Below are 22,080 nucleotides of genomic sequence, written 5' to 3' on the forward strand. Positions count from 1 at the left end.
AAGTGGTAAGGCAGAGGTCTGCAAAACCTTTATTCCCCGGTTCAAATCCGGGTGGCGCCTCCATAAAACCTACAAGTTAATCTTGTAGGTTTTTTATTTTTTTCAAATAAAAAATTAAGAATGATAAATGATGAGTGATGAATTAAGGTTGAAACTCGAAGAGTTTCTAAAAAAATATATTTTCTAAACTCCCAAAAGGAGTTTATTCCACAATTCATAATTCACAATTCATAACTTATCATTATAAAAAGTTATTCACATAAAAACAAAACATATCCACAGGCTTGCAAGAGTTTTGTGTGGATATGTTTTTTGTTTTGGAAAGGCATATATTTTGATTAATAATATTATATGCAGAAGAAAAATATATATTAAAAAATAATAATTAAATTAATTGAACATATCTTTCTTATATAATAAAATAGCAGCTCCACCAGTTAGTAGAAGAGTAAAGATTATAATGGCATTAAAAGCCCCAGGGTTGCTTTCCATGTTGCCAGGGAAAGGAACATTCATACCAAAGATCCCTCCTATTATAGTTGGAATAGCCATTAATATAGTAACAGAAGCAAGAACTTTCATTACTATATTAAGATTATTAGAAATTACAGAAGCAAAAAAGTCCATTGTACTGGCAAGTATATTACTATATATATCAGTCATTTCAATAGCTTGTTTATTTTCAATTATTACATCTTCTAAAACATCTTGATCTTCTTCATATTTTTGCATTATTTCTAACTTAAGCATCTTTTCTAAGGTTATTTCATTGGCCTTAAGGGATGTAGAGAAATAAACTAAAGATTTCTCAAGTGAATGAAGTTGTATAAGTTCGCGATTCTTCATAGATTTATGCAATCTTTTTTCAATCATAAGACTCTTTTTATCTATTTGTCTAAGATAAATTAAGTAATAAGTTGAGATTCTATTTAAGATTTGCAGTATAAATCTAGATTTTTTATATGAAAAGAATGATTTAACACGTCCGTTAATAAAGTCTGTAAGTATTCTACTATTTTTCAAGCATATAGTAATTATCTGCTTTTCAGTATGAATTATTGCCAGTGGATATGTATCATAAGTCAGAGAATTATCCTCCATTTCTGTAAAGGGAATATCTACTACTACTAGTGTACAGTTATCTTCAAAATCTATACGAGAAGTTTCTTCATCATCTAGAGGTGCCCTTAAAAAATTAAGAGGTACTCCAGTCTTTTTAGATACTAATATAAGTTCTTCCTCAGAAGGGGCAACAATATTAATCCAGCATCCTGGTTCAATAGAATCTAAAGCTTTTAATGTTGAATCAGATTCGCTTAAGCTTTTATATATTTGAATCATAAATAACCTCCAGAAACATGTTAATTTTATTTATAGTATAACATAATAAAATTTTCCGGTATATAAAAAGAGACTTAAGGAAGGAATGCTTAAGCCTCTTTAATAGTTATTTAAAAGTATTAAAAAATTCGTTTTTAACTTCAGCTAAAAGATCACTTTTTTCAATTAAATCAAAAGCAGTAGATGCTAGAGCAGCAGAAGCTTTAATACATTGATCCATAGCAAATTTACTAATGGTGGAATCAGCAAAGTCTTTAGATCCGTATTTGATAGATGAGTCTTCTGTAATTCTATAATAAGGATGTATGCAAGGAACTTTTCTGCTTACAGCTCCAATACTTAAGCCTGAACGAACATTTTTTGGAGCACCTATAGTTATTTCACCATTTTCTTTTAAGTTATGACTGAAGAGTCTATTTAAAGTACGATTAGTAAGCAACTCTTCGTTTGGAGGCTCATATAAAGAAATGGTATGTTTAACATGAATGAGATTTGAAACATCTTTAACTATTTCTCTTAGCTTATTTTCTGCTAAAGTAGCCATTTCAGTATCGTTGGCTCTTATATAAAATTTAGCTTCACTTTCTAACGGTAGCATTAGAGGGGTATATCCACCTTGAGAAAGTATTGAATTTATTTCTACTCCCTTAGGAAATCCCTTTAAAAGAGCATTTAATATATTAAACGTTAAAAGCACTGCATCAAGGGAAGTATAAACATCATTATTTAAAAAGCTTAATCCGCTATTACCTATAAAGTTAATCTTTAATGGAATAATTGCTGAAGATGTTCCACTTTCACATGTAGTTAAATCAGGATGAGCCATCATTACTATATCTATATCATCAAAAACACCTTGCTTAACCATTATTGATTTCGTTCCACCTAGATATTCACCAGGACAGCCAATTAGTATTGATGTTCCTCCTACTTTATCAATAACGCTTCCTAAAGCTAAGGAAGCTGCAATAGAGGTAGTTGCTACAAGATTATGTCCTGTAATATGTCCATCTTCAGGTACAGCATCATACTCGCATAAGAAGCATATCTTAGGATATCCATTTCCTTTGCTGGCATAGAAAGATGTTTCCAAGTCTAAAAATTTTTTTTGTATATTAAAATTATGATTACTTAAAAAATTAGTTATATAATCATAGGATTTAAATTCTTTATAACTAGGTTCAGGATTAGTATATAAATATTTGTTTAATTCAAAAAGTTCATCATAATGCCCATGTAAATAGCTTATTATTTCCTGTTTCATAAATACTCCTCCATTAAATCTATTAATATTATTATTTTTCCTTAAACAATATAAAATATTTATAAAAAAGTAGTATTGATTGAATAAATTCTTTTAATGTGGAAAGGAATATAATATAAAAACAATGGAGGGATATATATGGTAATTAAAAACAAAGATATTATTAAAAATAATAAAAAATGTATAGTATGTGATGATAATTGTAGTGGAGGAAAAGTAACTATTTTGGGAAGTTGTATTTGCAACGAGTGTTTAGATAAAATTACAATTATGGATATGGACAATCCTCAATACTATAAGATTAAAGAAAAAATAAAAAATAAACTTATAAAGTATTTATAATTAAAAATACTATACATTAATAGTGCTTTATAGTAAGATAATTATGACTCATTTTTATACAGTTTATAGATAATTGTATAAATATATGAGTTATTTTTATTTGTGATACTAATGACCATAATATAATGATATTAGTATATTTTCTGGAGGAAATTATGGGGAAGATATTTTGTTTAATGGGAAAAAGTAGCTCAGGAAAAGATACTATTTTTAAAGAAATAAGCAATATAAAAGAGCTAAAATTAAATCCAATAGTTTTATATACTACTAGGCCTAAAAGAACTAATGAAACTAATGGTGTAGAATATTTCTTTATTAATGAAGATAAATTAGAGCAATTTAAAGACCAAGGAAAAATCATTGAATGTAGAAAATATGATACAGTACATGGTCCATGGTATTATTCAACAATAGATGATGGACAGATTGATTTGGAAAAAAGTAATTATATAGCTATTGTTACTTTAGAAGCATATAACAGTTTTAAAAGGTATTTTGGTACTGAAAAAGTTTATCCAATATATATAAACATAGAAGATGGATTAAGGCTTGAAAGAGCATTAACAAGAGAAAGAAATCAAAAAAATCCAGACTATAATGAGTTATGTAGAAGATTTTTAGCAGATTCTGCTGATTTTAGTGTTGAGAAGCTTAAAGAATCAGATGTGAATAAAGAATATATAAACATAGACTTACAACAATGCATAGAAGATATAATAAGAGATATAAAGAGAGAAATGCAAAGCTAAAAAATTAAGCTTTGCATTTCTCTTAAATTTTATATTTTTAATTATTTGTATAAAATAGAAAAATATAGGCATATTAATAAAAAGAAAATAAATGTATGTTGAAAGTTAATAATATATTATTAACTAGGTAGATATTATGATAAAATATAATAAAGAGGATTGAAAATGAGGTGGTTATTTATGAAATTGGTCTTAGCTATAGTACAGGATGATGATGCATTAGATTTAATTGAAGAGTTAAATGATAAGGGATTTAGGGTAACAAAATTAGCAACAACAGGCGGATTTTTAAAATCAGGAAATACCACATTAATGATTGGTGTAGAAATTGATAAAGTAGATATAGTAATAAACATTATTGAGGAAGTCTGCAAGAGGAGAAAACAAGTAGTATCAACACAACCAGGATTATCAGGAGAAAGTGGTATGTATATGCCTTTTCCTTTAGAAGTTGAAGTTGGTGGAGCTACTGTTTTTGTAATTGATGTAGATAAGTTTGTAAAGATATAAAAATAAAAAGAGGTGCTTTAATGAGAAATTTTGTTGGACACAGTAGTCTTATAGAAAATTTTAAAAATAGATGTAGTAATGGAAATCTTTCTCATGCACAACTTATTTCAGGTGAAGATGGTATAGGAAAAAGTATACTAGCAGAAATATTAGGCAAGTTGATTTTAAATGGCGATTTAAATAGGGAATATGTAGATATAATCAATTATAAGCCTAGTAAAGCTTCTTTTGGGGTGGATGATGTAAGGGAGATTATTGATGAAGTAAATAAAAAACCTTTTGAAGGTGATAAAAAAGTTATTATTATTCATCAAGGAAATAAACTTACAATTCAAGCACAAAATGCATTATTAAAAACTATAGAAGAACCTCCAACAGAAGTATACATAATAATTTTATGTGAAAGTTTAGAATTAATTTTAGATACTATTAAATCTAGATGCGAAATATATAAATTAACACCTTTAACAAAAGATGAGCTATATAAATATATAGCAATAAAAGGATATGATTATAGTGAGGAAGAAAAATCATCAGCAATAGCTTTTAGTGAAGGAATACCTGGAAGAATAGATAGATACTTTAGTGATACAGAATTACAGGAGCTGAGAGATAAGATTGTGGACTTGCTTTTACAATTGACTAATAATGAAATAGAAGCAATTTTAGAAAAGGAAGAGCAATTGGTTTCATATAAACAAAATAAAGAGGAAGTAATAAATGTATTATCTTCATTTATAAGAGACATATTAGTTAACAAAGAAGTATATAATGAAAATTTAATTATAAATAGAGACAAAATCAAGGAAATAGAAAGATTAACTAATGAAATGTCTTTTAAAAAACTAAATAAAATGCTATTAGGTCTGCAGGAAGCCAGAAAGAATATTAAAAATAATGTTAGTTGGGCAATGACTGTAAGAATAATGCTTATGGACTTTATGGAGGGTTAAAATGATTAAAGTTATAGGAGTACGATTTAAGAAAGCTGGTAAGATATATTATTTTGATCCAGCAGGTTTAGATATAGAAAAAGGAAATTTTGTAGTGGTAGAAACAGCTAGAGGAATAGAATTTGGAGAATGTGTAATTGGTTTAAAAGAAATAAATGAAAATGATGTAATTGCACCTTTAAAAAGCGTATTAAGAGTTGCTACAGATAGTGATATAGAAAAACATAATCAAAATAAGGAAAAGGAAAAAGATGCTTTTAGTATATGCTTAAAAAAGATAGTTGAACATAAGCTTACTATGAAACTTATAGATGTGGAATATACTTTTGATAATAATAAGGTAATATTTTATTTCACAGCAGATGGAAGAGTTGACTTTAGAGAGTTGGTAAAAGATCTTGCTACAATCTTTAAGACACGTATTGAACTTAGACAGATAGGTGTAAGGGATGAAGCTAAGATGCTTGGAGGGCTTGGACCTTGTGGTAGACCAATGTGCTGTTCAACATTCTTAGGAGACTTTGCTTCTGTATCAATAAAAATGGCTAAAGAACAAAATTTATCACTAAATCCAACCAAGATATCAGGAATATGTGGAAGATTAATGTGCTGTTTAAATTATGAGCAAAGTACATATGAAGATATTAGAAAGAGAATTCCAAAGGTAGGTTCTATTGTAAAAACAGAAGGTGGAACTGGTGTGGTAGTTTCTAATAATATAATTAAAGAAAGTGTAAAAGTAAAATTAAGATGTAAAAAGACTGAAGAGGAAGTATTAGAAGATTATAAGATTGAAAATATTGAACTTGTAGAAGGAAGCTATGAAGATTCAGTTGAAGATTCAGATATTAAATTAGAAGTTACATCAGAAGAAGATAGAAAATTAATGAAAGATTTAATGAAAGATATATAAAAATTCTAATAATTAAAAGAAAATAATAATAATATTTAACATTTATATGATAAAACCACAAAGCTTGTCTTTATATACTTGCAATGAATAAGGGATATGATAAAATAGATATGTAGAGTTATTAAATAATGGAGGTGTTTTTAAATGGCTTTTTCAATTCAAGATTCATGCATTAGCTGTGGTGCTTGTGCTGCAGAATGTCCAGTAGATGCTATATCTCAAGGAGATACTCAGTTCGAAATAAACGCTGATGTTTGTATTGATTGTGGTAACTGTGCAAATGTTTGTCCAGTTGGTGCACCAGTTCAAGAATAGTGTGGGGGAGAGATATCTAAGAAGATATCTCTTTTATTTTATATAAAAACAGATTTTATAACCCATTATGCATAAGTATTGTAGATGGAAGTGTATTATTGTAGAAATCTGAAAAATAGACAGTGTCAGTTTTTACTGAAACTACATTTTTACAAGATGATAAGAAATCTTTAGGGCCATTAAAGTAAAAATTGCTGTAATTATTCTTATAGCACATTGGAATTATATATTTTGCATTAAGCTTTTCAGATAGTGAATATGCATCAATTCCATTTAGACAAAGATTACCACCAATAGGTATAAACAGAATATCGGCATTATGTAATATCTTTATTAGCTCATTATTAATAAACTCGCCTAGATAGCCTAAATGGCAAATCTTCAAATTATCCACTTTAAATAGATAAATTATATTTGGTCCTCTTTTTAATCCTTGAATTAAATCACTTTTACTTTCAAACCCTTCAACTTTAATATTTTCAATATCACAATTGCAGGCAGTATTTACTATTTTGCCAAAGGGTTTTATGTTTTTAACAATAGAAAAATCTATAGGCATACTGAAGGTAGAGATATCAGCAGTAATATTTTCAGTTAATGTGCTAAAAATATTAAATGGATCTAGTAGTATCTTTTTTCCTAAGTCAGTAGTTAATAAAAATGTACTATTGCCAAACCATTGAATTTTCATGTTTATCACACCCTATTAACCATATTATTATTTAGTTTAAGTAATAATTTAGTAATAATTCATCAATGGGGAATTTTTTTAAAATTTAGATTATAGACAGCGGAAAATTAATTGTATATAATTAAAGTCAAAGAAGGTCAATGTGTTAGGAAGGTAATATTATGGCAAGAATATCAGATACAATTGCTGATTTCATTTATTCATTGATTGATGAAACAGAAGACAATCAAGCAATAATTCAAAGAAATGAATTGGCAGATAAATTTAACTGTGCTCCATCACAAATTAACTACGTATTAACTACAAGGTTTACTTGTGAAAAGGGGTATGTTATTGAAAGTAGGAGAGGTGGAGGTGGATATATCATAGTCAAAAGGATATATCATAACAGCAGCCAACAGAAAATTAATATATTAAATGAAGCAATAGGATCAAGTATAACTTATCAAGGTGCAGTATCTATAGCTGAGCATTTATTAGAATTAAATATGGTTACAATGAGGGAATATGAAATAATAAAGGTAGCTGTAAATGATAGAACTTTAGGCTCAGTGGAAGATAAAAATAAAGTTCGTGCAGATATATTAAAAGGTATGGTCAATATTATATTATCAGAGTAAAGCATTTAACTTATTAAAATTATTATATAGCAATGATATGACAGAATTAAATTGATATATAAGTCATAAGTATTATAAAGATTAAATAATACAAATTAGGGTAGAATAGGTAAAAAGGATAGTTCTATATGGTATGGAGGTGCAATGATGATATTTGGGAGGTTTACAGAAAGAGCACAAGTTGTGCTAGTTGAAGCACAACAAGAATCACAGAATTTTAAACATGGGTATATAGGGACAGAACATATTTTACTTGGAATTTTAAAAGAAGGCGGGTATGCAAGCCAGGTTTTAAATAACAGAATGATTACTCTAGATAAAGTAAAAAAGATGATAGAAGAATATTTAGGCTTTGGAGATGAGGAAATAGTAACAGGAGATATGCTTTTAACTCCTAGGGCAAAAAGGCTTTTTGATGACAGTATAGATATAGGAAGAAAATTTAATCATAGCTTCATTACTCCAGAACACATCCTAGAAGCACTTATTAATGGCAGTGAAGGGGTTGCATATACAATTTTAAGCACATGTAAGATTGATATGCAGGAGATTAAAGAGGAACTGGAAAAGTATATATCAGGCAATGATTTTAGAGAAAACAAGAAAATAATCAATAAAGAAAAAAAGCAAAATAAAACGCCGATGCTTGATCAATACAGTAGAGATTTAACTCAAATTGCCAGGGAAGGAAAACTTGATCCTGTTATAGGCAGGAATGAAGAAACTCAAAGGGTACTAGAGATACTTTGCCGAAGAGTTAAGAACAACCCTTGTCTTATTGGAGAACCAGGTGTTGGAAAGACTGCTGTTATAGAAGGGTTAGCTCAAAGGATGGTTGCTGGTGATATTCCTGAAAGTCTAAAGGAAACAAGACTTGTAACATTAGATATTACTTCTATGGTGGCTGGAGCAAAATACAGAGGCGAATTTGAGGAACGTTTAAAGAAAGTAATGAATGAATTAAAAAATGAAGAAAACATTATTGTTTTTATTGATGAAATTCATACCATTGTAGGTGCAGGAGGAGCTGAAGGTGCAATAGATGCATCTAATATATTAAAGCCAGCACTTGCAAGAGGTGAAATAAAGTGTATTGGAGCTACTACCATAGATGAGTACAGAAAGCATATTGAGAAGGACGCAGCCTTAGAAAGAAGGTTCCAGACAATTAATATTGAAGAGCCTAATAAAGAAGAAACTCTAAGAATATTATATGGATTAAGAGATAAGTATGAATCACATCATAAAGTAAAGATAACAGATGAAGCATTAAAAAAAGCAGTAGAGCTAGCAGACAGATATATTACCGATAGATTTATGCCAGATAAGGCCATAGATTTAATTGATGAAGCAGCTTCAAAGGTAAGAATATCTAAGCTTACTTTACCGCCAGAACTTAAGCAAAAAGAAATTGATATTGAAAAGTCAGTTACAGAAAAGGAAGATGCAATAAAAAATCAGGATTTTGAAAAGGCAGCTAACTTAAGAGATAGAGAAAAGCTTTTGAAAGAAGAATTTGAAAGCATTAAGGAGCAGTGGAAGGCTTGTACTTGTAATGCCGTTAGCGTTGTTGATGAAGAAGATATAGCAAAAGTTGTTTCTATTTGGAGTCGTGTACCATTAGAGCGATTAAATGAAAAGGAAGCTGATAAGTTATTAAGATTAGAAGAAGTATTAAAGAATAAGATTATAGGACAGGATGAGGCTATTAAAGTTATATGCAAGGCTATAAAGAGAGCTAGGGTAGGACTTAAGAATCCTAATAGACCTATAGGCACATTTTTCTTTTGTGGTCCAACAGGGGTTGGAAAGACTGAACTTTCTAATGTTATAGCTGAAGTGATGTTTGGTAGTACAAACAATCTTATTAGAATAGATATGTCAGAATATATGGAAAAGCATTCTGTATCAAGACTTATAGGTCCGCCACCAGGATATATTGGCTATGAAGAAGGTGGGCAACTTACAGAAGCAGTACGTAGAAAGCCATATTCAGTGGTATTATTAGATGAAATTGAAAAGGCTCATGAAGATGTATTCAATATACTTCTTCAAATAATGGATGATGGAAGACTTACTGATAGTAAAGGAAAAATAGTTAATTTTAAAAATACTATCATAATAATGACTTCTAATGAAGGAGCTCAAAAATTAAAGAAGAAAAATACTATGGGCTTCTTTAGTGATGTAAATAATAATGCAGTACAATATGAAAAGATGAAAGAATTTATTATGGGAGAGCTTAAGAATAAGTTCAGGCCAGAATTTTTAAATAGACTTGATGAGATAATAGTATTTAATCAATTAAATGAAGAAAACATTAAGAATATTGTAGATATAATGTTAAGCGACACCATAAATAGATTAAAAGAAAAAGAAATATTCTTAGATTATGATAAAGAATTAAATAAGTTTATTGCAGATAAAAATGAAAATTTAAGCTTTGGTGCAAGACCAATAAGAAGAATAATTACTAGAGAAATAGAAGATAAACTAAGTGATGAAATGCTTAAAGGAGAAATTAAGAGAGGCGATAGGCTTAGCGTGTGTTTCAAGGATGATGAGCTTATTTTTGCACACAAATAAAATAGGGCGATAATTATCGCTCTATTTTATTATGCTTTCATTTTCTAAATTTGAATTTATTATCATATTTTCTAGAGGAATATCCTCTAAGGAAGTATAGTAATCATTAGTGTGAATGTTATTATTATCATTTAAAGTGTTTTTTGCAGGCATATTTTTGTAATAAGATTTATCTATCATAAATATCAACTCCTCATTAAAATCAGTATTATTATGAGCTGAAATGTAAAATAATATTCTTATTAGAAAGTTGTATGTTAATTGTAAATTTATAGCTTAAAGAAGAGTTTAAATATATATTGAGATAATGGTGATTTTTTAGTAAATACTTTGGCTTTTATATATTTTTTATATTTTGTTTATGATATATTATAGATAGAAAAATAGATTTAAATTTGAATATATAGGTTAAAGTGTGGTGAAAAGTTTGGCTAAAGTTAAATCTATATTTATTTGTGAAAACTGTGGCTATGAATCGCCAAAATGGCTGGGAAAATGTCCAGACTGCAATAACTGGAATACATTTGAAGAAAGCTTAGTTGAAAAAAAGAGTAGCGTAGCAGCAGTTGCAAAAAAAGTATCATTGACTATGAAGCCTGTAAAAAAATTATCGGATATTACTTCCAGTAAAAGTGATAGAATAACAACAGGAATTAATGAATTTGATAGAGTTATGGGAGGCGGTATTGTTAAAGATTCCATAACAATTATTACTGCTAGGCCAGGAGCAGGAAAGAGTACATTGCTACTGCAAGTGGCACATAGCATAGCACATAAGGGACATAAGGTTATTTATGCATCAGGGGAAGAAAGTGATAGCCAAATTAAGAATAGAGCAGATAGAATATTAAATAATATAAGCGACAATATATGGGTTCTGCAAGAAACAAGTATGGATAATGTTGTTCATGCTACAAGGGATATTGATCCGGATTTAATTATAATAGATAGTATACAGACATTTACTATGGAAAATGCACTTCCAGCTAGAGCAGGATCACCTACTCAGACCATGGAATGTGCAAATGAATTATTGAGAGTAGCTAAGGATGATAAAAGACCAAGGGCAGTAATAATAGTAGGTCAGATGACTAAAGCTGATGAACTAGCAGGTCTAAGAGCTTTAGAGCATTTAGTTGATACTGTTTTAATTATAGAAGCAAACAGTGATGAGGAACTAAGAGGTTTAATAAGCTCTAAAAATAGATTTGGTAGTACAGGAGAAACAGGATTTTTCCAAATGACAGAAAAGGGAATGGAATCTATAGATAATCCATCGGAGTATTTTATGACCAAGAGAGAGGATGGAGATTTAGTTTCAGGAAGTACTTTAACAGTTGTTAAAGAAGGTTCAAGGGCAATAATAATGGAAGTAGAAAGTCTTGTTTCAAAGACATTTACTCCCTATCCAACAAGGATAGCAGAAACATTAGGTAAGGATAAATTAAATACTTTAATCTCTATTTTAGAGATAAGAGGTGGAATTAATTTATATGATAAAAATGTAATTATAAAGACAACTGGAGGAATGAGAGTTAAGGAACCAGGAGTCAATTTAGCTGTAATTATGAGTATAGTTTCATCGGTGAAAAATAAAGGAATACCTACTGATGTTGCATTCATTGCAGATGTAGGTCTAACAGGCGAATTAAAAAAGGTGCCTTCATTAGAAGGAAGAGTAAGAGAGCTTGCTAGAATGGGATTTAGAAAGGTTTATGTAGCAAAGGATTCTTTTGCAAAAGGCTTTAAAATCGAAGGAATTGATATAATTTCATTAAAAACTTTAAATGATGTTATAATAAATATATATAGATAATTTAAAAAATCACGATAAATTAGTGCAAAAGCATAAAAATGGAAGATAGAAATTACTTAGAAGTGCGGCTTTAGAAGTTATTATAGTAATTAGGTGATTATATGAGGATTAAGGATGATAGTAAGATAAAAAACATTTTAAAAATAGTTAGCCCGGGCACTAATTTAAGAGAAGGGCTAGAAAATATTTTAAGAGCAAAGACCGGAGGGTTGATAGTTCTTAGTGATAATGAAGAAGTAATGAAGCTTGTAGATGGGGGATTCTATATAAATTCAGAATATAGTCCTGCATACATATATGAATTAGCAAAAATGGATGGAGCTATAGTAATTAGTGAAGATTTAAAAAGAATAGTATGTGCTAATGCACAGTTATTACCAGATCCATCAGTAAGTACTTTTGAAACAGGAACAAGACATAGAACGGCACAAAGAATAGCAAAACAGACAGATGCAATAGTTATAGCTATATCTCAAAGAAGAAATTTGATAACCATTTATAAGAAAGATATAAAGTATGTATTACAGGAAAGTAGCGTTATACTAGCAAGGGCTAACCAAGCAATACAAACTTTAGAAAAGTACGTAAATGTATTAGAAAGAGTAATTAACAATTTAAATCTACTGGAGTTTCAAGACTTAACTACAGTTTTTGATGTAGTAACAGCTATACAGAGAACAGAAATGGTTATGAGGATAGTAGAAGAGATAAAGAGATATATCTTAGAGCTTGGTAATGATGGAAGACTAATATCTATGCAGCTTAATGAGCTTATAAGATATATTGAACGTGATGGTATACTGTTAATTAGAGATTATTGCAAGGAAGATGGCGATTATAATGAGATATACAAGGAAATACAAAAGCTTAATGCTGATGAGTTAGTAGATTTAGATGCTATAGCAAAACTTTTAGGATATACAGGATGTGTATTAGCGGATACTCTTATATCGCCAAAGGGATATAGAATATTATTTAAAATACCAAGAATACCTACTAATGTAATTGAAAACTTGATAAAGCACTTTGGACAATTGAAAAACGTTTTAGAAGCATCCAGTGAAGATTTAGATCAAGTTGAGGGAATTGGTGAAGCACGTGCTGCAGCAATAAAGAATGGATTAAAAAGAATTAAGGAACAAGTAAATTTAAAAAAAGAACTTTAGTAATTTTATAGAATATAAGGCCTTATAATTGGTGACAATATAAAAGCAGGTATATAGCATACCTGCTTTTAGTACATTATCTAAATGTAAATTTACCTAAAGTATCTAATTTGGAAGTTTCATTAATTAATACATCATAAAGATTTATATCTAATATATTACATAATGATACTAGATAAAATAAGCTAGTGCCTATTTCATTTTCAATTACTTCACGACAATTATCACAAAGCTTTCCGTTTAAATGAGTTGAAAAAGCCTTTGATAATTCATCCAGAGAAGTATCAGTATTATTGAATTCCTGTTTTGATGCAGTAATGTCAATGCATCCACAATTAGTAACAGCTTTTGCCACAGATCTATTAACTTTAGAGCAGCTTTCAGTATATTTAGTTAAAACATCTAAAATGCTTTTATGCCTTATTAGAGAAGTACTAACGTCATTTTGAAATGTATCAAATATTATATCCTTCATTTTGAATCAGCTCCTTAAATAGAGTTTAGTATAAGAAAATTTCCTAAGGAAATAAATTTGTTAATATAACCCTTGGGCGAATTGGTTAATATAATAATAAACAACCTGGCCATTCATTAATAGGGGGTACAGAAAAATAATTATTGATTTTAGCAGTAGGTGTTCTATGATATAATTAAATGGTTATTTATGGAGAGTTAATATCTGAAATTTAATATATATAATAGGAGGTGAAAATGTGCTGAAAAAAATTGTTAAATTGATTAGTTCAATTATGGGAATAGCAATAGGGTATATTGTTGGAAAAGTACTTATTACATTGGGCATAAGGCAAGGAATAAAAGTATTTGTAGAGCCTTTATATACTGGTTTAATCTTACTTATTGTAATTTTAATTTTTGCAATTATTTTTTATTTTTTATCATCATTTATTTACAAAGGAATTATAGCTATAATAGATGGATTTGAAAGGAATATTCAAAAACTCACAGTGACAGAATTTCTTTTTGGAACATTAGGACTTTTGGTAGGACTTGTATTTGCAACTCTTATAGGAGTTCCTATATCTAGGATTCATTTTGTAATAGGGCCTATATTATTTATTTTAATAGATTTAATTGGAGCTTTGGTAGGAATAAAGATATTTATTAAGAGAAAAGACGATATATTAAATTTACTTACTTCTATAAAGAAGAATGGCATAAGGGATAAGAAAAATAAGCATAATGAAAAGATATGTCCTAAAATATTGGATACTTCAGTAATTATTGATGGAAGAATATTTGATATATGCCAAACAGGATTTGTTGAAGGACCTTTAGTAATTCCAGGATTTGTGTTAAATGAACTTAGGCATATTTCTGATTCTGCTGATGGTCTTAAGCGAAATAGAGGAAGAAGAGGGCTCGATATATTAAATAAAATACAAAAAGAACTTTCTATAGAAACTCAGATTTATGAAGAAGATTTTCCAGAAATAGCGGAAGTGGATGCAAAGCTTTTAAAGTTAGCACAGGTCTTAAATGGAAAAGTAGTTACCAATGATTTTAATTTAAATAAAGTAGCAGAATTCCAAGGAGTGCCTGTACTTAATATTAATGAGTTAGCCAATGCCATAAAGCCAGTATTGCTTCCAGGTGAAGAAATGAAAGTAGTAGTTATGAAGGATGGTAAGGAAGCTTCACAAGGAATAGCATATTTGGATGATGGAACTATGATTGTTGTAGAAGGTGGAAGAAAGTTCATAAGCGAAGAAATAATGGTAGTTGTTACATCTGTATTACAGACAGCTGCTGGTAGGATGATATTTGCAAAACCGAAGGAAAGTTAAAAGGAGTTTTAAATGATAAGCGCTATTGTTTTAGCAGGTGGAAGAGGTAAGAGAATGAATTACCATAAAAGCAAGCAGTTTATTGAAATAAAGGGAAAGCCTGTGCTTGTATATACACTTGAGAAATTTATTTATAATAAAAGTATAGATGAAGTAATATTAGTACTTCCAGAAGATGAAGTTGATTATTGTAAAAAGGAAGTATTGCAGAGATATTCTTTAAAGGTAGATAGAATAGTAATTGGAGGAAAGGAAAGGCAAGATTCAGTATTCAATGCACTAGAAGCTATGGAAAAAGCAGATATAGTATTGATACATGATGGTGCAAGACCTTTTATAAATGAGAAAATCATTGAAGAAGGAATAAAATATGCCAATATTTATGGTGCAGCTGCACCAGGAGTAACTCCCAAAGATACTATAAAGGTAAAAAATGAAGATAACATATCAGTAGATACACCAGATAGAAATATGTTAGTTGCTGTACAGACGCCTCAATGTTTCAAATATGATGAAATTTATCAGTGCCATAGAAAAATTAAGGAAGAAAATGCAATAGTAACAGATGATACTTCAGTGGTAGAAAGATATGGACATAAAGTATACTTATATGAAGGTGATTATACTAATATAAAAATAACTACCCCTGAGGATTTAATTTTAGCAGAGAGGCTTATATAGGTTATTGACAGGCTTTTTGCAAAATTATATAATAAATAAATCAAAAAAATATATTGTAAAGCAAGGAAGAAGAATAGTAAAAATCGCCTTTCAGAGAGAAAATCCTAGGCTGTAAGATTTTCAAGAGATTTTGAACCAGCTTCAGAGTTATAGCAAAACTATCGGTTTAACACCGTTATCATTATAAGAGCACAAATTTAGGTGGTACCGCGACTATAAGTTCGCCCTAATTATATTAGGGTGGACTTTTTTATTTATAAACTATTAATGATGGATAATGATATAAGTATAAATAGTATTTTAAAGTCGTCATATCTATTACATTGATTTATATAACAGGAGGAAAAACTATGAAAATGTCAAATATGTTAGTATCAACATTAAGAGAAGTTCCAGCAGAAGCAGAAATAGATAGCCATAAGCTAATGCTTAGAGCAGGGATGATCAGAAAGATGGCTGCAGGGATTTATAACTATATGCCATTAGGATTAAAGGCTTTAAAAAATGTAGAAGAAATAGTAAGAGAAGAAATGAATGCAGCAGGAGCACAAGAATTCTTAGCCTCTGCAATGCTTCCAGCTGAATTATGGCAAGAATCAGGAAGATGGGATGTTTACGGAGCAGAAATGTTCAGATTAAAGGATAGAAATAATAGAGATTACTGTCTTGGACCAACACACGAAGAAGTATTCACTGATATAGCAAGAACTGAAATAAAATCTTATAAACAACTTCCAGTAAATCTTTATCAAATACAAACTAAATATAGAGATGAAAGAAGACCTAGATTTGGTGTTATGAGATCAAGAGAATTCGTTATGAAGGATGCATACAGCTTTGATAAGGATCAAGCAGGATTAGATGCTTCATATGACAAAATGCATGCAGCATATATCAATATCTTTAACAGATGTGGTATAGATGCTAAATGTGTTGAAGCAGATTCAGGTGCAATAGGTGGATCAAACTCAGCTGAATTTATGGTTAAATCAGAAGTAGGAGAAGATGATGTAGTATTCTGTACATGCTGCAATTATGCTGCAAATATAGAAAAAGCTCCTTCAACAGTAGAAGTTGCAGAAGTAGAAGAATTAAAGGAAACTATTAAGACAGAAACACCAAATGCTAGAACTATTGAAGACTTAGTTAAATTCTTTAATACAACTGAAAAGAAATTTGCTAAGACATTAATATATAATGCAGATGGTAGAATAGTTGCTGTAATTGTAAGAGGAGATAGAGAAGTTAATGAAGTTAAAGTATCTAATGCTTTAGGTGGAATAATAAACTTAGATATGGCTTCAGCAGAAGAAGTATTTGCTGCAACAAATGCACAAATAGGATTTGCAGGACCAATAGGTATAAAAGTTGATGAATTATTAGTAGATGAAGAAGTAAGCAAGATGTATAACTTCATACTTGGAGCTAACGAAACAGGATATCATATAGAAAATGTTAATTACGGCAGAGATTTTACAGGAACTGTTGGTGATTTTAGAAATATAACAGCTGGAGAGAAATGTCCAGAATGTGGTGGAGAAGTTACTATTTCAAGAGGAACAGAAGTAGGGCATATATTTAAATTAGGAACTAAGTATTCTGAAGCTATGAATGCAACATTTATTGATGAAAATGGTAAAGAAAAACCATTCATAATGGGATGCTATGGAATAGGTGTAACAAGAACTTTAGCTTCAATTGTAGAGCAACACCATGATGAAAACGGAATTATCTGGCCTTTATCAGTAGCTCCATATCACATTTCAGTAATACCAGTAAATATTAAAGATGAAGCACAAATGGAAATAGCTAATAAATTATATGAAGAATTAAGAGCTATTGGTGTTGATGCTTTATTAGATGATAGAAATGAAAGAGCAGGAGTTAAATTCAAAGATTCTGAACTTATTGGAATTCCAATGAGAGTTACAGTTGGTAAAAAAATTACTGATGGTGAGGTTGAATTTAAGTTAAGAGATGGAGAAATGGAAACAATAAAAATAGAAGAGGTTGTTTCAAGAGTAAGAGATGAGTTCCAAAAGAATAATATAAAATTATAAAATTTAAAGGGAGGATGTCTAATGAGAATTTTTAATACTTTAACGAGAAGTAAAGAAGAATTTGTACCATTAAATCCAGGTAAAGTTAAGATGTATGTTTGTGGACCTACAGTATATAACTTCTTCCATGTTGGAAATGCAAGGACATTCATTATATTTGATACGGTAAGAAGATATTTTGAATATAGAGGATATGAAGTTGAATTTATACAAAACTTTACAGATATAGATGATAAGATGATAAAGAAAGCTAATGAAGATAATACTACTGTTAAAGAAGTAGGAGATAAGTATATAGCTGAATATTATCAAGATGCTGATGGATTAAATATAGAAAGAGCAACATGCAATCCAAGAGCTACAGAATTCATTGATGACATAATTGAATTTGTATCTGGACTTATAGAAAAAGGATTTGCTTATGAAGTAAATGGTGATGTTTATTTCAGAACTAAGAAGTTTGAAGGTTATGGTAAACTTATAAAGCAAAATTTAGAAGACCTACAAGCTGGTGCTAGAATAAATGTTGATGAAAGAAAAGAAGATCCAATGGATTTTGCTATCTGGAAAGCTCAAAAACCAGGTGAGCCAGCTTGGGAAAGTCCATGGGGACCAGGAAGACCAGGATGGCATATAGAATGTTCATGTATGGCTAAAAAGCTGTTAGGAGAAACTATTGATATACATGCTGGTGGAATGGATTTAGCATTCCCACATCATGAAAATGAAATAGCACAAAGTGAAGCATTAACAGGAAAGCCTTTTGCTAAGTATTGGATGCACTCAGCATATTTAAACGTAAATAATCAAAAGATGTCTAAGTCTTTAAATAACTTCTTAACAGCTAGAGATGCTCTAAAGGCTTATGATGGAGATGTCATTAGATTCTTAATGCTTTCAGCACATTATAGAGTACAGTTAAACTTCAGCACTGAATTATTAGATTCAGCAAAAGCTTCAGTTGAAAGATTATATAATGCAATTGATAATTTAGAAAATTTAATTAATGAAGTAGCTACTGAAAAGATGACAGAAGAAGAAGTTAAATATCTTGAGAGCTTAAATGCATATAAAGAAAGATATATTGAAAAGATGGATGATGACTTCAATACAGCTGATGCAATTACAGTATTATTTGATTTAGTTAGAGATTATAACACTAATATAACAATAGATTCATCAAAAGAATTATGCGAAAAGGCATTAGAATTAATAAGAAGCTTAGGAGCACCTTTAGGAATGCTTCAAAAGCAAACAAAAAAAGAAAGTTTAGAAGATGAAATCGAAAGTTTAATTGAACAAAGACAAGAAGCAAGAAAGAATAGAGATTTTGCTTTAGCTGATAAAATAAGAGATGATTTAAAAGCCAGAGGAATTGTTCTAATAGACACACCACAAGGCGTAAGATGGAAAAAAGAAAATTAAAAAAAGGGAGCTGTCATTTTTGACAGCTTCAATGTTATAAGTTAATAAAAAAATAGAGAGTGGTGAAGTAAGTGCTTCAAGATTATAGAGAAAAAGAATTTAGTGCTAAGGATGCAAGATTATTAAATCCATTGCAACTAGCGCTTATAGGTGATGCAGTATACGAACTGTACATAAGAAATTATATATTGGCTAACAATATAAGCTTATCAGCACATAAAATACATGTGAAAGCCATAGGATATGTGAAAGCAAAGAGCCAATCAGCTATAATGCATTCAATAGAAGAGGAGCTTACAGAAGAAGAAAGCTACATTTTCAAGAGAGGAAGAAATGCCAAGTCAGCAACAGTACCTAAGAATGCTGATGTAAGGGATTATAGAATGGCAACAGGTTTTGAAGCATTAGTAGGATATTTGCATTTAATAGGAGATTACGAAAGATTAAATTATATATTAAGTAAAGCTGTAACAATAGATATAAGTAAATAGTAAGGAGTTTTTTATATGACAAAGAGAGAAAATCCAAGAAGAAGAGAAAATATAGAAAAGAAGAAAAACAGAAGAGAAATGTCAAGAACTGAATATGTATCTAAAGGAAATAGAGCAAATGCTCAAGGATATGGAGATAATGAAGTTGTAAATGAAGATTTGGTTCTAGGAAGAAATGCCGTAATTGAAGCATTAAAAGGTGATAGAACTGTTGAAGCTCTATATGTGAGCAAAGGAGATTTAGAAGGTTCTGCTAAAGTAGCTTTAGCTTTAGCTAAAGAAAAGAATATTGTTGTTAAGGAAGTTGATAGAAGAAAACTAGATTCTATGAGTGGAGGATTAGTTCACCAAGGGCTTATTGCTAGAGTAACACCATTTAAATATTCAGAAGTAGAACATATTTTAGCGTATGCTGAAAAGAGAAATGAACAGCCATTTATTATCATACTTGATGAAATTGAAGATCCACATAACCTTGGTTCAATCATAAGAACAGCTGAATTATGCGGTGTTCACGGAATAATAATTCCAAAGAGAAGAAACGTAGGAGTTACATCAACAGTTTATAAATGTTCAGCGGGAGCAGTTGAACATATGAGAATAGCAAAAGTTACAAATGTTAATGCAACTATTGATACTTTAAAAGAAAAAGGAATATGGATATATGGAGCAGATATTGAAGGAAAAGACTACAGCTACAATGTAGATTTTGGAGGACCTTGCGCTATAGTAATTGGTAGTGAAGGAAAAGGAATATCTAATTTAACTTTAAAGAAATGTGATGTTCTTGTAAAGATACCTATGATTGGAAAAATTAACTCTTTAAATGCATCAGTTGCAGGTGGTATAATGATGTATGAGGTATTAAAAGGAAGAATAACAAAATAATTGTTATTAATGTACGAGGTCTAAAGTGAGATTTGTATTTGTTGATGGGTACAATGTTGTAAACAGTTGGGACATCCTAAAAAAAGAAAAAAGTGTTAGTTTAGAGAGTGCTAGACAAAAGTTAATAGATATTTTAGATAATTATGGTGCCATTAATGGATGTAAAGTAATATTAGTTTTTGATGGATATAAGGTAGCAGGCAATAGGGAAAGTAAATATGAATATAACAAGAATCTTATGGTTATATTTACTAAGGATGGAGTAACTGCAGATGCATATATTGAAAAAGAAGTAAATCATATTGGAAGGAAATATGAGGTGTATGTTGTCACATCTGATTCTTTGGAACAGCAAACAATATTCCAAAGGGGTGCAGTAAGAATTTCAAGTATAGAATTTTATAATTTGGTTTTTAAGACCAATGAAGATATTAAACATAATTCTAAAAAAGTAAATTTAAATGATAAGAATGTCCTTCTAGATAATATAGATGATGATGTTTTAAAAAAATTAGAAGCAATGAGAAGAAGTTAAAGGGTTTGAGAATTATATTGTAAATAGGAGGTCATATGTGTAGCAAAGAAGTTTCAAAAGATCTACTTATGGATGAAGATGAAATTGAAAAAAGTATAGTTATGGATGCTAAAAATGGCGATGTAAGAGCTCAAGAATACATAATTTCAAAGTATGAAAGCTTTGTTAAGGCTAAGGCCAAGTCATATTTTTTAATAGGAGCCGATAAAGAAGATATATACCAAGAAGGAATGATTGGTTTATACAAGGCAATAAGAGATATTAACTTTGAAAAGGCTACAACTTTTAAATCTTTTGCAGAACTTTGTGTAACGAGACAGATTATAACGGCAATAAAGACAGCAACCAGACAGAAGCATATACCGCTAAATACTTATGTTTCATTAAATAAGCCAGTATCAGATGATGAATCAGATAGAACATTATTGGATATATTATCAAGTATAAAGGTCAGTGATCCTGAGGAGCTAGTCATAGGCCAAGAACAAAAGAAATTAATTGAAGATGAAATTGAAAGAGTTCTTTCAGATTTGGAAAAAGAAGTATTTCAAAGTTACTTAGACGGAAAGTCATATCAAGAAATTGCATGTGACTTGGATGTGCAGGCAAAATCAATAGATAATGCATTGCAGAGAGTAAAAAGAAAGTTAGAAAAATGCTTAGCTAGCAAGGAACAAAAATAGAAAAATCATATTGACAAAAAAAACAAATGCTAGTAAACTTTATAATTGGTATATTAAAGTGAAATACACTTTAATGCTCACGTAGCTCAGTCGGCAGAGCGTCGCCTTGGTAAGGCGGAGGTCGTCGGTTCAATCCCGATCGTGAGCTCCAATTTTTAAGATATATGTATGCAAACGCTAGGCAGAGTTTATTAAAATAATATAAGGAGGAATTTGCAAATGGCAAAGCAAAAATTCGAAAGAAGT

General features: G+C 29.9%; 23 protein-coding genes, 1 tRNA gene and 1 other annotated feature. Of the genes, 19 read left to right on the forward strand and 5 right to left on the reverse strand.

Translation table 11 applies throughout. The features are described from left to right. Positions 1 to 390: 390 nt before the first annotated feature. Positions 391 to 1,341, reverse strand: a complete 951-nt coding sequence (locus tag Q5O44_RS09740; RefSeq protein WP_022168227.1) for a magnesium transporter CorA family protein — start codon at positions 1,339 to 1,341, stop codon at positions 391 to 393. Between the two features lie 106 nt (positions 1,342 to 1,447). Then, positions 1,448 to 2,605, reverse strand: coding sequence for a hypothetical protein (locus Q5O44_RS09745; RefSeq protein ID WP_022168228.1), 1,158 nt, complete (start codon positions 2,603 to 2,605; stop codon positions 1,448 to 1,450). A 138-nt stretch (positions 2,606 to 2,743) separates the two neighbouring features. Here Q5O44_RS09745 and Q5O44_RS09750 point away from each other — a divergent pair, with 138 nt between their 5' ends. From Q5O44_RS09750 to Q5O44_RS09775, 6 genes are all read left to right on the forward strand, one after another. Beyond that, positions 2,744 to 2,947, forward strand: coding sequence for a sigma factor G inhibitor Gin (locus tag Q5O44_RS09750; protein WP_022168229.1), 204 nt, complete (start codon positions 2,744 to 2,746; stop codon positions 2,945 to 2,947). Positions 2,948 to 3,102: 155 nt separating this feature from the next. Continuing rightward, a complete protein-coding gene (locus tag Q5O44_RS09755) occupies positions 3,103 to 3,696 on the forward strand; it encodes a guanylate kinase (protein WP_022168230.1) in 594 nt (197 codons plus the stop codon). 180 nt (positions 3,697 to 3,876) lie between these two features. Beyond that, positions 3,877 to 4,206, forward strand: a complete 330-nt coding sequence (locus tag Q5O44_RS09760) for a cyclic-di-AMP receptor (protein ID WP_022168231.1) — start codon at positions 3,877 to 3,879, stop codon at positions 4,204 to 4,206. A 20-nt stretch (positions 4,207 to 4,226) separates the two neighbouring features. After that, the gene (locus Q5O44_RS09765; RefSeq protein WP_022168232.1) at positions 4,227 to 5,159 is read left to right on the forward strand and encodes a DNA polymerase III subunit delta'; all 933 of its coding nucleotides are present in this window, start codon (positions 4,227 to 4,229) and stop codon (positions 5,157 to 5,159) included. A 1-nt stretch (position 5,160) separates the two neighbouring features. Further along, positions 5,161 to 6,072 carry a stage 0 sporulation family protein gene (locus Q5O44_RS09770; protein WP_022168233.1) on the forward strand — a complete coding sequence of 304 codons (912 nt, stop codon included), beginning with the start codon at positions 5,161 to 5,163 and terminating at the stop codon, positions 6,070 to 6,072. A 144-nt stretch (positions 6,073 to 6,216) separates the two neighbouring features. Further along, complete coding sequence (locus Q5O44_RS09775; RefSeq protein ID WP_022168234.1) at positions 6,217 to 6,387, forward strand: DUF362 domain-containing protein; 171 nt, start codon at positions 6,217 to 6,219, stop codon at positions 6,385 to 6,387. Between the two features lie 55 nt (positions 6,388 to 6,442). On the opposite strand, the gene Q5O44_RS09780 is transcribed toward Q5O44_RS09775, so the two are convergent. Then, positions 6,443 to 7,078, reverse strand: coding sequence for an MBL fold metallo-hydrolase (locus tag Q5O44_RS09780; protein WP_022168235.1), 636 nt, complete (start codon positions 7,076 to 7,078; stop codon positions 6,443 to 6,445). A gap of 161 nt (positions 7,079 to 7,239) precedes the next feature. On the opposite strand from Q5O44_RS09780, the gene Q5O44_RS09785 reads away from it, so the two are divergent. Together Q5O44_RS09785 and Q5O44_RS09790 are read left to right on the forward strand one after the other, a co-directional pair. Continuing rightward, entirely contained in the window at positions 7,240 to 7,698 is a 459-nt protein-coding gene (locus Q5O44_RS09785; RefSeq protein ID WP_022168236.1) for a CtsR family transcriptional regulator, read from the forward strand. Between the two features lie 147 nt (positions 7,699 to 7,845). Then, positions 7,846 to 10,284 carry an ATP-dependent Clp protease ATP-binding subunit gene (locus tag Q5O44_RS09790; RefSeq protein WP_022168237.1) on the forward strand — a complete coding sequence of 813 codons (2,439 nt, stop codon included), beginning with the start codon at positions 7,846 to 7,848 and terminating at the stop codon, positions 10,282 to 10,284. Between the two features lie 21 nt (positions 10,285 to 10,305). Here Q5O44_RS09790 and Q5O44_RS09795 read toward each other — a convergent pair whose 3' ends face one another. Beyond that, the gene (locus tag Q5O44_RS09795) at positions 10,306 to 10,464 is read right to left on the reverse strand and encodes a hypothetical protein (RefSeq protein WP_022168238.1); all 159 of its coding nucleotides are present in this window, start codon (positions 10,462 to 10,464) and stop codon (positions 10,306 to 10,308) included. A 247-nt stretch (positions 10,465 to 10,711) separates the two neighbouring features. Between Q5O44_RS09795 and radA the strand changes: the two genes are divergently transcribed. After that, positions 10,712 to 12,100, forward strand: a complete 1,389-nt coding sequence (gene radA / locus Q5O44_RS09800) for a DNA repair protein RadA (RefSeq protein ID WP_291662890.1) — start codon at positions 10,712 to 10,714, stop codon at positions 12,098 to 12,100. A 101-nt stretch (positions 12,101 to 12,201) separates the two neighbouring features. Next, positions 12,202 to 13,266 carry a DNA integrity scanning diadenylate cyclase DisA gene (gene disA, locus Q5O44_RS09805; protein WP_022168240.1) on the forward strand — a complete coding sequence of 355 codons (1,065 nt, stop codon included), beginning with the start codon at positions 12,202 to 12,204 and terminating at the stop codon, positions 13,264 to 13,266. Between the two features lie 76 nt (positions 13,267 to 13,342). Here the strand turns inward: disA and Q5O44_RS09810 are convergent, their stop codons facing one another. Further along, entirely contained in the window at positions 13,343 to 13,741 is a 399-nt protein-coding gene (locus Q5O44_RS09810; protein ID WP_022168241.1) for a hypothetical protein, read from the reverse strand. A 238-nt stretch (positions 13,742 to 13,979) separates the two neighbouring features. Here Q5O44_RS09810 and Q5O44_RS09815 point away from each other — a divergent pair, with 238 nt between their 5' ends. From Q5O44_RS09815 to Q5O44_RS09855, 9 genes are all read left to right on the forward strand, one after another. Continuing rightward, positions 13,980 to 15,071 (forward strand): PIN/TRAM domain-containing protein, encoded by a 1,092-nt coding sequence (locus Q5O44_RS09815; protein ID WP_022168242.1) that lies wholly within the window; start codon positions 13,980 to 13,982, stop codon positions 15,069 to 15,071. A gap of 12 nt (positions 15,072 to 15,083) precedes the next feature. Next, positions 15,084 to 15,752, forward strand: a complete 669-nt coding sequence (ispD, locus tag Q5O44_RS09820; protein WP_022168243.1) for a 2-C-methyl-D-erythritol 4-phosphate cytidylyltransferase — start codon at positions 15,084 to 15,086, stop codon at positions 15,750 to 15,752. 54 nt (positions 15,753 to 15,806) lie between these two features. Continuing rightward, positions 15,807 to 15,984, forward strand: a binding site (T-box leader). Between the two features lie 118 nt (positions 15,985 to 16,102). After that, the gene (locus Q5O44_RS09825) at positions 16,103 to 17,812 is read left to right on the forward strand and encodes a proline--tRNA ligase (protein WP_022168244.1); all 1,710 of its coding nucleotides are present in this window, start codon (positions 16,103 to 16,105) and stop codon (positions 17,810 to 17,812) included. Positions 17,813 to 17,833: 21 nt separating this feature from the next. After that, positions 17,834 to 19,237 (forward strand): cysteine--tRNA ligase, encoded by a 1,404-nt coding sequence (gene cysS / locus Q5O44_RS09830; RefSeq protein WP_022168245.1) that lies wholly within the window; start codon positions 17,834 to 17,836, stop codon positions 19,235 to 19,237. Positions 19,238 to 19,308: 71 nt separating this feature from the next. Next, positions 19,309 to 19,728 (forward strand): Mini-ribonuclease 3, encoded by a 420-nt coding sequence (locus Q5O44_RS09835; RefSeq protein ID WP_022168246.1) that lies wholly within the window; start codon positions 19,309 to 19,311, stop codon positions 19,726 to 19,728. 15 nt (positions 19,729 to 19,743) lie between these two features. Beyond that, complete coding sequence (rlmB, locus tag Q5O44_RS09840; RefSeq protein WP_022168247.1) at positions 19,744 to 20,616, forward strand: 23S rRNA (guanosine(2251)-2'-O)-methyltransferase RlmB; 873 nt, start codon at positions 19,744 to 19,746, stop codon at positions 20,614 to 20,616. 25 nt (positions 20,617 to 20,641) lie between these two features. Next, positions 20,642 to 21,151, forward strand: coding sequence for an NYN domain-containing protein (locus tag Q5O44_RS09845; protein WP_022168248.1), 510 nt, complete (start codon positions 20,642 to 20,644; stop codon positions 21,149 to 21,151). Positions 21,152 to 21,219: 68 nt separating this feature from the next. Further along, positions 21,220 to 21,834, forward strand: coding sequence for an RNA polymerase sporulation sigma factor SigH (gene sigH, locus Q5O44_RS09850; RefSeq protein ID WP_370545574.1), 615 nt, complete (start codon positions 21,220 to 21,222; stop codon positions 21,832 to 21,834). A 75-nt stretch (positions 21,835 to 21,909) separates the two neighbouring features. Next, positions 21,910 to 21,985: transfer RNA gene (locus tag Q5O44_RS09855), tRNA-Thr, on the forward strand. Positions 21,986 to 22,080 lie beyond the last annotated feature (95 nt).

Origin of the sequence: Clostridium sp. CAG:221, from assembly GCA_000435835.1 — a bacterium.
In the GTDB taxonomy this organism is placed as follows: Bacteria; Bacillota; Clostridia; order Clostridiales; family Clostridiaceae; genus Clostridium.